The sequence below is a fragment of the Mycobacterium decipiens genome, assembly GCF_963853665.1.
GTDB classification, from domain to species: Bacteria; Actinomycetota; Actinomycetes; order Mycobacteriales; family Mycobacteriaceae; genus Mycobacterium; species Mycobacterium decipiens.
This window is the reverse complement of record NZ_OY970459.1, coordinates 2,891,384-2,908,344: the sequence shown is the minus strand read 5'-3', so window position 1 is coordinate 2,908,344 and position 16,961 is coordinate 2,891,384. Positions and strand designations below refer to the sequence as shown.

General features: G+C 63.8%; 2 protein-coding genes. Both read right to left on the bottom strand.

Features of this window, described 5'->3' with window-relative positions; genetic code table 11:
* Positions 1-113: 113 nt before the first annotated feature.
* Complete coding sequence (locus AADZ55_RS12880; protein ID WP_085325365.1) at positions 114-9,104, bottom strand: neuraminidase-like domain-containing protein; 8,991 nt, start codon at positions 9,102-9,104, stop codon at positions 114-116.
* Positions 9,105-9,141: 37 nt separating this feature from the next.
* Positions 9,142-16,851 carry a SpvB/TcaC N-terminal domain-containing protein gene (locus AADZ55_RS12875; protein WP_165759388.1) on the bottom strand — a complete coding sequence of 2,570 codons (7,710 nt, stop codon included), beginning with the start codon at positions 16,849-16,851 and terminating at the stop codon, positions 9,142-9,144.
* Positions 16,852-16,961 lie beyond the last annotated feature (110 nt).

Here is a 16,961-nt window from a genome sequence, read left to right as displayed (position 1 = left end):
GCTCCCATACCCGGTGGCGCGACAACCTTAGGCCGGCTACAAAATGGTACTCAGGTTGAGGGCTGGGGTGGCCGTTTCTGCAGTCCCAACGTTCGCGAGGGCCCCTGTACTGGTCAACTGGCCGCTGAGTACTCGGCCACGATCATCAAATCAAGCAGCCATTGGCCCTGTGTCAGGGTTGCCAGATCGGTCGCAGCGACATCCAGCACGAGGCTGCCCGGTGTGTCGAATGTGATTCCGCCGACCTCGCACCCGAGCAAATTTCCCCACGGCGCCCCCAGCGGCGCGAAGGCTGCGGCGCCACCGCCCAACGGAAGAATCGGTGCATTCGGGTCGCCGGGTTGTTGCCGGCCGACCGAGAAGTCGACCGCGATGCCGGTCGTGTCCACGGCATCGTGCGCCTTGAGGTAGCACGTTAGCTTGTGGATCGTGATCACCTTGTTGCGCAGCACAAACGGGAAACGTTCGCGGCCGATGGCGAGCACCAGCCTGTGCTGTGTCGCTGACTCGACGATGTGGAGGAAGCGATACCAGTCGTTGGAGAACTCGTTGCGCACACTGAAGAGGCGATGCAGCCCTGCCTGTGACGGGATGTTCAGCGTCGCATCGCGTGCCTGCTGTGCCAGCGCGGCGCCGCCGTCTCGCGCGGTGTACTTGACGTGCAGAATGACGTCCGAAATCGTGTCGAAGTCGAACGCGTTGCAGTCCTTGGGCAGCGTCAGCCGCCACTCCGAAATCGCGCCCGCGCCCTCGAACGGTAGGTAGCGATCATCGCGGAAACTCAACTCGAACAGGCCGCTGTCGTTCTGGGCATGGCTCGTGGCAATCGACTGTGCGGCGGCAAAGTTCGTGCGGAAGCGCGGATCGTCGGCGTTTTCGACCTTGGCGTACGGCGACCCGACAGTCGAGTCAACGCGGATCTCGCTCTTGAGCAGCGTCAGGGTGGCGTTGACGCTGGTGTAGGCGCCTGCGACGCAGGGGATCGACAGGCTGACGCTTTTGAGACGTCGGAAGTAGTGCCCGGGATGGTCCAGGTCGAACAACGCCTCGGGCAGCCGGATCAGGCAGGTGCCGGTTTCCTTGAGGGCCACGAAGGCCAGCGCATCGAGCTGAGTGAGGGGCACATGCTTGGTGATCTCGTGCTCGCGCCTGTTCTGCGCGAGATAGGCCGCGTCCATGCGCTTGAGATCGTGGTGTAAACGGTCAGCGGCCAGCAGTCCCTTGCGTAGGCTCTCCCAGTGGCCGGGACGGATGAAATTGCTGGTAACAGCGCCGATTTCATAGCGCCAGGCCCGTTCGGCGCGGCGCGCCATGTCGTAGGCGAGCTGATAGGCCTGGAAGTACAGCGACGAGGTCTGCGAGACCATCCAGTTGTACAGCTCGCCCGACGTGAACTCGCCGCGCAGAACGTCCTCGATCTGCCGCGCGTTCTCGAGTTGCCTGCGGTGGCTGGCGAGTTCCGCGTCGCAAATGGCGATGCGGACGTCGGCCGACAGCATCTGTTTGTCGATTGCGCGGATCTCGTGTACCGCCTGATTGCATTGCAGGGCCCAGTCCGCAGCGCGGAGCACCGCCTGGCCGAGCTTCGCCGCGAGCGTCGCATCGTAGTTCAGGTTGGCCGCTTGCATGCGGTAGTAGGAGGCGAACGCCGAAAGCGCCTGACCGATGCTGATGTTGATACCAACACCCCAGGGCGCGGCGGCGATATCGCCCACGACATGCGCCACGTTGGCGGCAATCTCGAAGCCGGCGGCATTGCGCTGGATGTCGTTGGCGTCACCGAGGCTGGCAAGCTCAGCGAGCTCGTGCGCAATCATCGGCACGCCAAGGGTGTCGATCATGCGCGCCTGGCCCGACAACGAGACTTCACGTATGCCGCCGGCCGGCTGCCTGCCGAGCATTCGCTGGTAATGCTCGTAGCGCGCCAGCGCGGTTTCCCGCGACGCCGCCAATGCCTCGCGATTTCGAAGGGCCTCGTCGTGCGCAGCTATGCGGACCCGCTCCAGCAGCCCCAGCACGGCACGCTCGTGTGCGCTGCGCAGCAGCGTCAGCTGCTCGGCGTCGCGCTTCTCGAGGGCACCGAGCAGAGCCGCGCCGAGGGCGCGGGTTTCGCTGCAAAGCTCAGCCGCCTTCTGGATGAGTGTGGCAAAGCGGTAGTGGGGAAGTTCGGTGTAGAGGTCGTCGAGCACGCCGCCGAGGTCAATGCCGGCGGCGGCCGCCCGTACCAGCAGTGCGGGATCGATCGGCGGGGAGAACAAGGGAAGATCGCGCACCAGGCCCTCGATGTTCATGCAGTGGCGGATCTTGAACAGGCGGTCGGCGACCGTGTCCCAGCGCGCCAGCAGTTCCTCGTTTTGCGGCGGGCAGAAATATGGGCCCGCGACCGCCGCCAGGCTGGGCGGAGCCGGTGGCGTGGGCGTCTTCGATTGTCCCGGAAGGTGATTCGGACCCCACCGTGTCGGCGGCTGCTTCTGCGGCGCGACCTTGTTGCTGTAGGGAACGAGTTGCTCGGCCTCCACCAAAGCATTGGAGAAGACGTCGAGATCGGTGGCGAGTTCGCGGTAGGTTTTGACGGCTGGCTCCTCGGCGGGAGGCACGGTTCGCGGTCGCGGACCGAGGACTTCGCCGGCGAGCACGTAGAGCAGCGTCGCCTGGTTGATTTCCTCGATCGTGTCGCGGCGGAAGAGCTGGTCGCCCCATGCGATGAGGTTGTCGACGTAGTGCATCACCACCGACTTCTGGTAGGCGGTGATGCGTAGCCGTGCGATCAGGTGGGGGTTAAACGGATTGCGCCGCCACTCCTCGATCTGGTCGGCGAAGTCTTGCCATCCCGGCTTCTTGCCGGCCAGAGCCAACAGGAGTTCCTGGATGCTGTCGCGCTCGGGATCGGTGTTGGTGAAGAACGGCAGACAATTCCAAAAGCGTTGTGGTGACGGGCCGGAACGACTTGTCGTGGGATCGAAGATGAAGTGGTACCAGTGCATGGCCTCTTCGAAGCGCTGGTTGCGGGTCAGCGCACCGGCGATGAGCATCGGAACATGAAAGAACAGTTCCCAGTTATACAGTGCACTCGCACTGCGACCGAAGTCGACATGTTCGCGGGGATATGGCGGCACGACTTCGGATGTCGGCGCGTACCAGCGGGCGAATGCGTTGTTCTTGGCGCCGGGGTCGTCATTGCGTGACTGCACCGAGGGATCGAACAGTCCGGGCAAACCGCCCTTGGTAAGCGCGTCCTTGAACGCGCAGACATGCGGGTGCACGAGGGACTGGAAGCGTAGTCCCTTGAGGCTGAGCACCTCGGCAAGCGCCCCGGCCGGCATTGCGCTCAGGGCTAATTGGGAAGCGGACGGTTTGTCGGAGATCGGCTGCAGTACAGTGACATTGGAGATCATGCCCGGCATGGCAGGTGCTGCAACCGTCGTGACGAGCTTCGCCTTGGCCTGCGCGGCAAGCACCAAAGGTGCCTGAACGTTCTTGGTGACAGCGGGAATTCGCAACATGGATCCAGGTGCGATCTCGAGATTGATGTAACCAGAGGGGGAGGCCAGGTACGCGCGATGGTCGTCCTGGACTATGAAGTCCTGGTATGGCGGTTCGAGGCGAAAGCTCGAATGCTGCCCGTCGCGGAGGACGGAATAGGCCCCCGACATCGGCACCGATCCGAGGATCACGCGCGTCTCGCCATCGGTGGTGACAGCGAGCTGGTGCTTTTTCGCGGGGCCGTCCATCGTGATGCCAAGCCACTTTGGCAGTGCCGAGCCTGGGTGAGCGAAGGCCATGGCCACGTTGCTCGTCCCATCCGGCCGGGGTAGCTGCTCGAACGGCAGGCTGACCATCATTCCGATGCCGGCCGCCGGCTCGACCATATTCCCGCATGACATCTTGAACTGCCCGACGCGTTCGTGCCCCCTTACGGTCAGGTGTTCTATGTCAAGCAGCGGAACCCGTTCTTCATAGCGCCGCGATACCGTGACCGAAATATGCCCGGTCGTCCGGTCCAAGCCGGCGGTCAGATAGTGATCCTGTACGCGCGGCAGTTGGACCGTGAAGATGGTCTTGACCATCTGCCCGTCGGCGTCCACAGGCACAAAGTCGTAGGCGCTATTCAGGTCCGCGAGATACTGGCTGCTGAGGTGTTTTTGCAAGGTGGGCAACACCGGGCTGGAGACGATGGCGGTGTCCGAGTTGCGTTTGGTCGACCAGGCGCCATTGCGGTACTCGCTCCAGCAGAGGGTGATCGCCCGGTGTACGAGCGTGGGCGGTGATGAGAACGGCGGCTCTTCGGGAGCGCGGGGTGCCGGTTCTTCTTGCTCCGGCAAGCCGGCGTTCGCGAAGTACTCAGTCTTGGCTTCCGTGACATCGATACCGGCGTTGCGAAGCATCGATTCCAGCGACTTCCAGACCTCGTAGCTGGTGTGCCTCCGCAGCCACTCCTTCTCATCGGCCTGCCACTTGGGGAACAGCTTCGTCTTCCACAGCCAATGCTCCATCGACTGGATGTAGGCGTGTGGCAGCTTCTTGCCACTGTCCTGCCGCTCCTCGAAATGCAGCCAAAAGAGATAGAGGCGGCGATTGGTGACCAGCGGCAGCAGGTGATCACCCTCGATGCCGGTGTCGACCTTCTCCCATGGCGTCCAGGTTCGATCGCCGATCAGACGGCGATAGTAATAGGTCTGCGGCGAAGAGAGCGTGCGGCCGAATACATGGACGACTTCCTCGCCGCCGTTGCCGTCTGGTTCCTCGACATAGAGCGCGCGGATGTCGAGCCGCGCCACTTCATGCACCTGGTCCAGATAGCGTTCGACCGCAGCCTCTGCCGTGTCGAAGGTGACGTCGTCCTGAAGAAGTCGCGATTCGAGCTCTCGGAAGAACGGCGTCTTGTCGTCGCGCAGGTCGGGCTCGATCCAGTTCTCGGGAAAGAGAAAGACCTTGCGATTGGCCTCCCAGACCCGGTAGTTGCGCAGCCACTGCCACTGCTCGGCGTCGATGTCGTCGGGTGCGACCCCGTCTTCGAGGCCCATCAGCGCCCGCTGGATGAAGAGCTGCACAGACGAGGTTGCCTGCTTGATTCGCGACGTGTCCTGGCACGCCGACATCTGCGTGTCGATCAGGAAATGCTGGAAAAGTCCATCGGCCGTGGTGATGCCGAGCGCTTCAACCGTGGGGTCGTGCTGCAGGATGTAGGCGATGAGTGCGTCGCGCTGGGCTTCACGCAGCCTGTCCCGTGGTGCCTTACCCGCCACTGCCCACGTCTCCGGCGCGCATCGCGCTTTGAAGGCATCGATGACGTCCACGGCCGCAGCCGCATCGGGCGTCGGCTTGGCCCAGGTCACGACCCGCTCGGCGGCGACGCCGAGGCGCCGCGCCAAGGCGATACCCCGATCCAGTTGCCAGAGCTTGGCGACATCGCAAAAGTCCTGCGCCGTTGCGAGGTTCAAGCCGCCGGGCCCGGACAGGAAAACGAGGTCGGCCTCGTTCCACTGCGTTGCCGCCCGCAGCGCCGAAATCGCCGCTTCCCTCGGGTTGTCGGCGGCGGGCAGCGCCGCCGCCTCGAACACGTCGATCAAGGTCTGTTCCCGCTGCGGCAGGCGCCCGCTCAACACCGCGAATTGGGCGACACGTTGCCAGGCCGCGAACGTGGCGGCGCTCGCTTCCACCTCATCCAGCGGAAGGCTATCGAAGGAGAAGCCGCCGAAGTCACCGCCGTGAAAGGCAACATGGGCCGTCTCGTTGGTCGACAAGTGCAGGCCGCCGATCAGCAGCGATGCCTTGTGTAGCTTGAGTAGGCCGCGGCGCACAGGTCGCAGTGTGGCGGCCGAAGGATCTTGCAGGACGCTCTCGTCCAGGCCAGTGAGGTCAAGGACATCCGGCGTCAGGAATTGCGCCGGATTCGCTGTCGAATGGATCACGGCTTCCATCAGCAGGCGTGTCGTGTCGGTTGGCAACCCAAAGGTCTCACCAACCGTTTGCACGACGATGTCGCGGCGACGTCGCTCGAGTGCGGCGGGATCGTCCGCATCGACGACCAACTCCTGCAGCGCGGATCGCGTCGTGCGAATGAGCTGCACTATTGCATTGTCGGGAAGCGTGCAGGGGGCTCCCGCCGGATGACCGGGCAGGAAGGTATAGGCAACTTGGGCGATCGAAAGCCCGCTGTCGCGAACGGCTTTCACCGACGCTGCCAGCATCGCCAGGCCACCGGGATCGCTGGGAACGAAAGGCTGGATGTCGCTCAGCGCGATCAGGGCGTCGAGCTCGACCTCGCGCAGCCGCATCGCCTGCGCCAACGCAGTAAGGCGTTGCCTTTCCGTATTGGCGTCCGGCGCAGTCGTTTCCCAGAAGCCCAGCAGGACCTTGCGTGACAGCCCAAGCTCGCGGCGCAACCTCTCGGCGTGGGCGATGCGGCGCAGCAATTCGACCGAGATGTCGCCACCCCCCAGGACGCGCAGCATATCGTCGAGTTCCGCGACGCCGATGCCGAGTTTCCGCTGCAGCCGCACGAACCGATGGGCCCGTCGCCAGAACTGCGTGCCGAGATTGTCGGCGACGATCTTCGTCGGATCGCAACGTGGTGGATTCTCGGTGTCCGTCAGCGTGATCGCGCCGCCGGCATCGAGATGTTGGGTCTGCAAAAGCAACAGCAGATCGTCGTAGCCGACGCTAAGCGCGGTCATGAGTTGCGTGGCCGACATCGTCGTGACGGGGCTGGGGTCTGCCGGAAGACCGTAGTGATCGGCCAGAGGTGCCGACGACGATCCCACCAAGATGTTGCGTTCGGAGTCGGCAATGCCGAGCGATTCGAGCTCGATGTCAACGTCGCTGGCGGCGAAGGCCGCCATGAGCTCCGCGCGGCTGGTGCCGAGCTGCTGCAGGTAACGGCGAACTGTCTCGAGAGATCGCTGATACGGCAACGGTGGCGGAAACACCGCCTCCTGCAGACGCTGATAGGCCGCATCGAGCACGAACTGTGGCGCGACGGCGAGTTCGGCCGGCTCGGCTCCATCGGTATCGTGCGCGGCCGCGCCGGAAAGCGTGCCGTTGGCGACGTAGAACTCGAGGATCTCGATGACCAGGTCGATATAGGGCAGCGGGGTGTTGGTGTTCTCGCAGGACAGCGGGATGTGCTCGATGTCCGGCCGGCGCGCGCGCAGCGCCGCGATGGGTTTGGGTCCGAACCTGGGGTTGATGAATTGCAGCAGGTCGACGAGATAGGCGGCCGGGCTTAGCACCGACCGGCAATGCTGGCAGGCGCACAGATCCTCGGCGCCGAACAGCGAAGCGAGGTCGGGGAATTCCTTGCCGGCATCGGGCGCAACCCCCAGCACCGACGGCTTTAAGGCCAATGCGGCCTGCTGGGCCGCACCCGCGATCGCCAGCACGGTGTCGCTCACGCGCCGCGCCCGTGCATGATAGATCCGCGCCTGCTCGACACCGCCGAGGGCGGCCCCGAACCTCGCAACCAAGGCGGCTTCGGACACGCCGGCGACGGCATGCGCCGAGTCCAACCCGGCATCCATCAGCGCCTGGGCGTGCGCGGCATCCGGTGCAAGGCGAAGGACACGCTGGATGCGGCGCAGCTCCGCTTGCGTCTGCTGGATGTCGGCGACGCCATCCAGCGCGCTGTGATTGGCGCCGAGGAAGCTCGCCAGATCGGCGCCACGCAGGTCGAGCTCGGGGGCGTTGGCCAACACGCGCGCCACATCCCGGTCGAGCGGCCTGGCGGAGTTCCGCCGCGCCGCCAGCACGAACGCGCTGGGGTGCTGGACGCGGGCCAGCCCCAGGATGCCGGCGGCGAGACGTGCTGCCTTGGAGTCATCGGACTCCGAGTCGTCGGGCGTATCGAGGGCCCCCAGCGTCTCAGCGGACGCAAGAATGGCCGTCTTCAGTTCGTCCTCGGACATGGCGGCAAGCGCCCGGATACTGCGCACGTCGCGGGTGGCCAGCCCCTCCAACAGGGCGGCGTCGTTGCCCGTGAGCAGGGACAGGTCTAGCGCGGCCTGTAGCGGCCGGGTCTGTGCGGCGAGGGGCGAGGCGCGCAACGCCGTCCAGAATCCGGCATCGCTGTCGCGTTCGAGCCACAGGTCGAGGACGGCTTCTTGCTGCTCGGTGGAAAGTCCTGCCGCGGCAAGGACACGGACGGGCGTCACGGTCGCATCACGCACCACGTGGTCGCCGCGCAGACGCTTGAAAGCCGCAACGATGGCGTCGATCTGCTCGCGCAGCGTGGCCGGCACGATCCGGGCATCGAGTGCAGCGGTCAGGGCCCCCGCGAGAGCCCTCGGGGTCTGCAGCGCCAGCGCCGCGAGCGTTGACGGCCGGCCTTGGCGGAAGGCGGCGTAGAACGCTTCCGGCGAGATTCGCGTGGTCGCCGCGTGCTGGTGCGCGGTGGCGAGGAAGGCAAGATGCAGGCGGTCAATGCCGGTCTCACCGGCCAGGAACCCGATGTCGTCCTCGGTGAGGTCCGCGAGGGCGACGGATTCCAGCAGCGGCGTGACGGCCTGGACGTGATGCTCGAACTCCGACGGCCGGTGCGCTGTGCGGTCGATGTGAAGATCGATCGTCGCGGCCGGACCGGCGTTGAAGTGGACCTCCGAAGCGGCGAGCACCGCATCAGGCTGCCCGCCGTCGCGCGGGGCGACGGCCCGCACGATCAAGTCTGCCGAGTCCTTATCGGCGCGGCGGAACTGTGTTGGGTCATACCGGATCTCGTAGCGGCCCAGCCGGTCGGTCCGCGCTGAACCCAGCAGTGTCTCGCTGCGCATGTCCTTGTCGAAGGCGCGCACCGTTACGCCCGGCGCGGCGTCGCCATCATTGGCGACAACTCGACCCTGCACGACCAATTGCAGCGGTGGGGCGGCGGCCGAGAGACGGTCAACCTCGCGGTTGATCGCCGTCGCCGTCGCCTGATCGACGACGCCGGTCTGCTGCAGATCTTGTTGCGACTGAAAGGCTTTGATCAGCGCCTCCGTCGTCGGGCCGAACAGCGAAGCGTCTGCTTCCTCTTTGGCGACGCTCAGGCCGAGTCGGCGCAGCTCGGTATGCAGCAGTTTGACGTCTTCGCCGCGCAGCCGGATTGCGAGATTCCGGCCCTGGAGTTTCATGCGTGCGACCCCCCGCTTGAGTTGATGAATCTAGTGCCTAGTAGGCGTCCTTCAACCTCTCCAACTTCGCGTCGTTGCGTTCTTGCGGCGTCAATGTACGAACGGGTTCCGGGGGTGGCGGCACGGACGGCGCGTCCACATCGCCGATGACGAATTTCCCAAGCGGGATGAAGAAGGGATCCATGAAGGTCGGTCCCGCGCCCCATCCGCTTGGTCCCGGCTCGGCGATTGTCTCTCCGACCGCCACGTGAACAGGGTCCGGAACATGCTCGGCAATGATGGTGCCGCCCTTGTAACCTATCGAAAACCCGGTGGCCGCGGTCGCCAGCGGCAGGCCGACTACCGGGATTCTTGCCAGATTGAAGATGACTCCCGCGCCGATCGCGCTGTCGCGTGCGGTGTCCTTGAGCACATCTACCTTCTGCTCGGGCGTCTCGGCTTTACCAATGTCGTAGGCCAGGAATGCCATATTCAGGATGGCCATGCCCCAACCGAACATGCCACCACCCGCGGAACCGCTTCCTCCGCCACCCTTCGGTGCGGCGCCGGCACCGCCCTTCGGTGATCCGCCCGGACCACCACCCTTCGGCCCTCCGCTGCCGCCACCGCCACCGCCCTTCGTCCCGCCGCCGCCTTTGCCGCCGCCCTTCTTGGCCAACTTCTCGTCGTACAGCTGAGTTTCAGCTCTCTTCCTGACTTCCGTGACATCAACACCGAGCTTGGCAGCCTTCTTCTGCAGCGCAATGGCGTTATCCGTAGCGCGGCCAAGCGCTTTCGTCGTCTCCACGATCTTTTGCTGCACGCCCGCAATCTGCTGTTTCGTGCTCTTGATGCTCTGCTCGTACTGCTTGTTCTGCTGACCGAATTCCGATTCGCTGAGTTTCGTTTCTCCTTCCAGCAACATGGAGACATGTTCGCCTTGAAGGCGGTCGAGACGGCCTTCAAGGACACTCAGGTTGCTGTTGAGAAGACGCAGCTGCTCCGCTGAATGCGCTTGTGCCAGATAGGCATTTGTGAGGTCGGTTCGAAGCGCTGCCGCATCCTCTGGGCTCCATCCGTCTGGATCTACGAGCACGATCGGGTTGCAGACGACGAACAAGAAGGGATTCACCCCTTCGCTGATACCCGCCGGATCGCAGCTCACCCACCGTCCGAGCCAGGCAGCGTAGTACCGCGCCCCATAATAATAAAAGCCAGTCTCCTCATCACGTTCCTTACTTGTATATCTGTGTCGTTTCGAACTGGCCTCAGCACCGCTCCGCGCTGCCTGGTAGGAAGTCGTGCCGTACGGATGATATTCCTCGTATGAGATCAGCTGGCCGGCTGTATTCAGCTCAAGGTTTGTTGAATCCAGTTGATCGCCGAGCTGAAAGCGCACCTCTTGCCTGAGCGTACTCTCGTTGCCCCGGGTAAGTGTTTCGACTAGTGCAACTCGACGCTCATCATCCATCACGTACAAAGTTTCACGTTCGAGCGCGACGGTGCCGCCGTCGCCGCCATACTCACGATAAACCTCGTAGCTCCCAAAATAGAGCCGCTCCTTTTGCCGCGTGCCGTTCTGGCGCTCCACAATTTTTCGTATGCGGCGACCGCTTGCGTCGTACACGTAGTAGGCGATCCCGCCACCCCGGAGATTCACGCTCTTCAACATGTCCTTGAAGTCCCAGGTCATCTCGGCGAGATGCGGCATCGTCAGGATGTTTCCATGTTCGTCGTGACTGTAGGTCTCCGTCGTTTCGCCGACCGCTATGCCAGTTAGTCGATTGTTTTGCCTAAAGGGTTCGATCAGGCTCGGCTCACCGTATTCGTAGTGTCGCGTCCAGTCGCCATTCTTCGCGTGATGGATCACACGCTCGAAATTTCCGACCGCGTCGTATTCGTAGCGCTCCATATAGTTGCGCAGTGCTTGCAGGTCGTTCGGATCCGCGTTTGGCCCGGCGAAAGGGTGGTCCCGATAACTCCGGTCCGAAGAATCGGAGCTGAATGCCGTCTGGCCGATGTGCTCCCGACCGTTCGCCTCGGTGAGACGATAGAGTGCGTCATAAACGTAATGGCAGACGGGTTCGACTAACTGATTGTCGTGGATAGTCGTTCTCAATGCCCTGTTTTCTATGCGGGTGATGTTGCCTGCAGGGTCGCAGCTATACTTCAGGTCCTGCAAGTTGCTCGCATCGGCAAAGACTTGTGAGGAGAACTCGTTGAAGCCAAGATTACGGGTCGTGTTGACGCCGATTAGACGGAACGTCTCAGAATCGTATGCATACCTCGTAGCGACGCCGTTGGCATAGTGGATGAACGTTCGCCGACCCTTTGCGTCGTAGTCAATGTTGGTTACGAACGGCGTAGCTGATTCCGCCCCCTGAAGATGCACGTTGATGCTTTTGATCAGGCCAGCTTTGTTGAATGCCGGGCGATACGTGCTGCCGTCCGGCGTGGTAACTGTCGCCAACCGATTGAGCGCGTCATAGGTTGTGCTGCTTGAGAACGTCTCAGTCTCGAGGGCGGGCGACTGTTGCCAGTCCGCGACGCTTTTGTAGTCGGCTAGGTACCGGCGTCGGCCCTGGAGCAGATTCCCCTTGAAGTCGTAGGTGTCTCTGATGATGAAGCCCGCACCATCGAACTCCTGGAAGATGCGAGTGCGATGATTGGCGGCGTCGCCTTGCTGTTCGCCATAGACCGTCCGTTGTACGAGTCGCTCGTTGGTCCCTTCGGTCACAAACAGTTCCATCGGGCGCCGAAGTTCGTCATAGGTCAGTCGTCGCACGACGGAACGACTGTCCCAGGCACGGATGGGCTTGGCGGAGACGTCGTGCAACGCCCAACGCTCGCCCGCGTCCATGCTGGCCTGGTAGGTACGGTTGCCCGCCAAATCGTAGGCGTAGCGCATGACGATGCGCCCCTTGGCGTCAATGACAGCACGCTGATTGCCTTCGATGTCGAGGTCCACTCGGGTCACCTGCTTAGTGGCCGCTCCGTTGTCCAACAGAGTCAGAAACGTTCGTCCCAACACGTCGAAATGCCTGACAGTCGGCGTATGTGCGTGTGCGACAGCCTGTTCGGCAGCACGGCTCTCGGCTGTGCGAACGGCGGCATCCGGCCAACGTTGGTGGGCTAGCGCAGCGAACGCCGGTTGGGTCCGCATGGCCAACCAGGTCGGCGAGTAGGCGGCTGGCGCCAGCCGCATGAAGTATTGACTGACGTCGGTGTCGGTGAGCGGATCGAGCGCCACAGTGTCGTTGACGTCCCAAGTCTCGTGCCGCCAAGGGGCGAATAGCGTCTTTTCGAACGTGTGATTGGGGTGCAGCGCGGCCGCCACCCGTCCGAGCGGGTCGTAGAACAGCGTCGCGCTGACACCGAGAGCCCGGGCGAACTCGAACCAATGGCTGGCGCTGAAGAATGGTTCGTACCGACGGACCGGGTTGGCCTTGTTGTCAAAGACGGTCCAGCCGCTGCCGACCCAGCGCGCAGTGACATTCGGACCGCCATCCTCGACAGGGCCGGGTTCCGCCTGGGTCTTCCGCTGGGTCTCGCGGGCGAAGCCATCGCTGTATCCAAAGGCGACTTGCATCGGTGACACCGCACCCGGTGCGAGATCGCTCATGTGATGCTCGCGTGCGATCGTGGCGACGAAGGTGGGTTGGGCCGGATCGCCGGAGCGGAAGTATCGGTCGTTGTCATATATGACGCGGGTGGTGGCATTTCCGAGGAGGCTGGCTGCCTGGGCCCGCGGATCGGCAAAGAAGGCATCAATTTGTTCCTGGCTCAGATCCGGCACGAAGTCTTGCAGCGAATCGCCGAGAGATTCGTCCGGCTTTCCCATCACCGATGTGCCGGCGACCAGTCCAAGCACGTCGAAGGCGACCGCCGTGCGGTTGCCGTTGGGATCGGTGATCAGCGTCGGCTGCAGCAGGCGATAGTCGATGCGGGGCTCGACGGCGCCGGTGCCGCTTCGTTCGCCAACCGTGAGCTTGTTCTGCAGTGCATCGGCGGTTTCCAGCGCCAGCAGGTCATAGTCGTCGTAACGGACTCGAGTGTCATTGTGAAAAGGATCGCGGAAGCGACGCGGCATGAAGAAATGCTGGCGGGCGACGGAGAGTTCTTGTGCGGCTGTCGCGCCCGGCTCAGGAGCAAGGAATATCCGGCCGGACGGCATCCACCAACCCGTATCACCTTCGACCTGGACGTAACCCCCCTCGACAAGGTCAGCGCCCAGCTCCGCTTCTAGGAGCTTGCCGCTCGCCACATACGTCGCGTGCGCGAGGCCCAGCGTGAACGCCTTGTTGTAGTTCTCGAAAGGCAGTGCGTACGTTTCGATCTCGCCCAATGGAAGCGGTCCGGCGAGGTCGTCGCGTCGGTAGAGGGTGCGTGTGTGCTCGATCAGGCGCCGGTGGGGTTCATCGGCCGCGCTCGCAGCGTCGAAGTCTTCGTACGCCAGATCGTGGCTGCCGTCGCTCGCTAGTTGCAACTGCTCTTGTAGCGCGTCGAAGCCAAACAACCCTTGGTCCACAATCGGTGAGAGCGCGAGGATTTCATAGCCCCGAGTTTCGGCCGGCAGCGGCGCACGATGGTTCTCGGTGGTCGCTACGGCGTTGGTATGGTCCCTCTCGGTATAGACGATGAGGGTGGTGCTCTGCTTCTGACGGTCTTCGGCGGACAACAGCGGATCGTCGATTCGGCGGCCATAGGCGATCGTCGCCGTCCGCAGCACGTTGCCGTATCCATCGGTCGCGAGCGTGACGACATGCGTGATCCGAGGGTCGGTCTGTTTGGTTGCGCCGACGTCGTAAAGCTTGCGTTCGTACTGGAGCGTGACCGCCTCGCGGGCATGCGTGAAGAACACGGCGTGCCGGTTCGGGCTGCTCGGCTGCAATAGCTCGATCGTGTAGTTGTTTTCCGTCACCCGGTAGGGGAGCCCTTCCACGTCGCTGCCGTCGCGCGCGTAGACCTCCTGCCGAAGCATTGCACCCTTGAGTGCACGACAGGCTTGACGCATCTCCTCGGTGGAAAGGCGGCACGGCTGTTCGGCGCCGTCGCGTCGCTTGACTGTGGTCGGCAGCTGCGTGTCGGGCAGTGGCGGCACGCCCTCGTCATGGAAGTAGTCGCATTCGTAGCGGCGCTCGATCTTCTCGGCACCGATGAAGGCGCCGGTATGAAACCAGGTTTTGGTGTGCACGGGCGGCACGTGCGACGCGGTGTCGATGTTGACAGCGTCGGGAAACGTGTCGTCGGTGCTGAGGGCCGCGAACTCCTCGGTGTCGAACTGCTCGACCATGCCGAAGCCGCGGAACTCGCGCTCGGGGCCGTCGAAATAGCCGTGGTGATAGGCATAGCGCGTCACGAAGCGATTGCGGCTGATGCGGTCGAGCGTTTCGACACGTTCGACGACGTGCACCGGGAAGGGCAGACGCGTGACCCACGACCGTCCGTCGCGCTTGTCCTTGAGGTAGAAGTACGTCGACGGCGCGTAGCGCACTCTCGTTTCCGCGCCGAGGTTGTTGCGGGTCGAGATCAGCAAATGCGGCTTGCCCTCCGCCATCAGCGGTACATACTTCATGGCGTTGCCGCCCGACCCTTCCAGTGGTGAGGACCACACCAGACACGCCGTGCCGTTGCCGAGCAGGTCGACGGCTGCGACGGTGGCGACGTTGTCCACGGTGGGAAAGGCGGCCAGCTCGCGCGCGTCGCTCCAACCGTTACCGGACAGGTTGAACCAGAAGCGGATTCGATCGCGGCCCAGGTAGATGATGTCGGTGACGCCAGAGCCGTCGATGTCGGCCAGGCGCAGGCGGCGCGGATCGAACTGGTCGGGGGAGTCGAACCACGGTGCGCCGTCCATGGCCACCTTCGTGCCGAACCTGCCGTAGCCGAGGTTGGGCCAGTAGCACACATCGCCGTTGCGGATGCGCATGATGTCGCTCAATCCATCGCCCGACATGTCGGCGAGGAGAATCGTCTCGGTGCGGTCGGTGAATACCACCCGCGGGCCACGTTCCTCGTCTGTTGCGGTGGCAACGGATTGCGGTGGGCCAAAACCTGTTTCGGCCAATGACGGGTGCCACGTGAAGGCGTGGTTCTCGGCGAGCAGGATGTCGGCGTGGCCGTCGCCCGTCAGATCGACGAACCTGAGGCCGGGATCGGTCCACGCGACATTGGGCATCGACTCGAACGCGTGAAAGGGACTCCAGCCGCGTTCGTCATCGCGCTCGTGAAAACCCGCTACCGGCGGCGCCAGGGTCACCAGGTCGAGATGGCCGTCGCCGGCAAGGTCGAGGAATTGCCGTTGGCCTGCCGCCGGCACGCTGTCCAGAGGCTGCGGCTCAATCCTTTCGACCGGCGCGAGGCGCGCGGAGGGGGCGCCCGTGGTCGCGTCGCGGGTCAACATCGATTCGTTGCGCTTGTAGAACCAACCGGCCGCCTGCCCGGCCAGGACGCCGGTCAGGCCCTCGCCGTCGAGGTCGAGCCAGTGGCACGCAACGCCCGCTACGCCGTCCGGGAGATTGTCCAGGCTATCGTCATCGACGTCGTGAACCTGTTCGCCGACGACAGGCTGGTTGTAGCCGAAGTCGACGGGTGGCAACGACTTACGGAGATAGCCGGTCTGGCTGCGCCGGTACGAGGTGAGCGTGACCGACGTCAGGAATGACGCAACGGGGTCGTCCTCGCGATAGCTGAAGTCGGTGGAGCGCACCAGGCAGTCCGACCCCACATCGGCCTCGGCTGGGAAGTGATGGAACATCAGAATGCGCCGGCAGAGGCGGTAGGTGCGCAGCTCGAAGCCCGGCCGATGGCTCGAGAAGGGATCGTTTCGACAGGGCCACAAGCCGGCATCGTCGGGACGCGGCGCGTCGGGATCGTGTTCGCCATAGTCCAGCACGACCTCGAACAGCCACTCGGCGTCGGCCATCGTGGGGGCCGAGAGGAAAGGAGGGCGACGTCCGTTCTCATCGAGCAGTGGCGATCGGTTGCCATAGCGGATGCGTTTGAGATGGCGGTGCGCGGTGCGCAGCGGGCTGTCGGGGCCGCCGCGATTGCGTTCGCAGGACTGTGCCAGATCCACCGCCGCGCCGTCTTCCGGTTTGTAGTCGTAGAGGATGGCGTTGCCCTTGTCATCGCGCGACTCGCTGATCAACCAACTGAAGACTCGGCGTGGGTCGGCCGGGTCGGCGATCCGTGAATTGGCGTCTCTGCCGTAGATCGTGAGGACGTTTTCGCGCGACAGCGCACGCCAATGCACGTCCCCGTCGCTATGGCGCGTCCAGCGCTCGGTGCGCGCGAAGGCGGCTTCGATACGCGGGCGATAGCGGTGCACCGTGTAGCCAGGAGCCGTCGTTTGATCCTCGAACCGATGACCGCTGGCATCGAACTCGGGCACCAGGTCGTCGACGCCCGCCAGCATGAAGACGTCGGACTCTTCGGCATCACGGTAGCGCGGCAATCCCTTGTCGGTCTTGCGTGTGACGGCGGGCAGACTGAGCGTCCAACCAAAGCCGAACGGCCCGTTACCTGCGCCGGAATCGTACGACAGCGCAAGCTGAGGACCGAGACCGGCCCGACCGGGCGACGTGGCGATTGGCACCGTCATCGAGGCGGTGCCGGTGACCGGGTTGGCGGCAAACTTCTCGCCGATGCCGCGGATCGCGCCGCCACCCTTGGGAAGGGAAATCGATGGCGCGACAGAAGAAATCGGAGATTGGGCTGCGGACTCAGCAGTCCATCGCGTCAGCAGTTCATCCTGTTGCCTTGCCATATCCCTCCCCACGGCCGCGCGCCGCAAACTATGGCTGATCAGACAGCTTAGTGGCTGCGCTCGTGGGTTCGTTGGAAATTCAGCCGAGCGTGGCATCACTTCGCATCTCG

Bases quoted from the DNA above. Each gene is read 5' to 3' on its own strand.
- AADZ55_RS12880 (WP_085325365.1), bottom strand. From the start codon at position 9,104: ATGAAACTCCAGGGCCGGAATCTCGCAATCCGGCTGCGCGGCGAAGAC.
- AADZ55_RS12875 (WP_165759388.1), bottom strand. From the start codon at position 16,851: ATGGCAAGGCAACAGGATGAACTGCTGACGCGATGGACTGCTGAGTCC.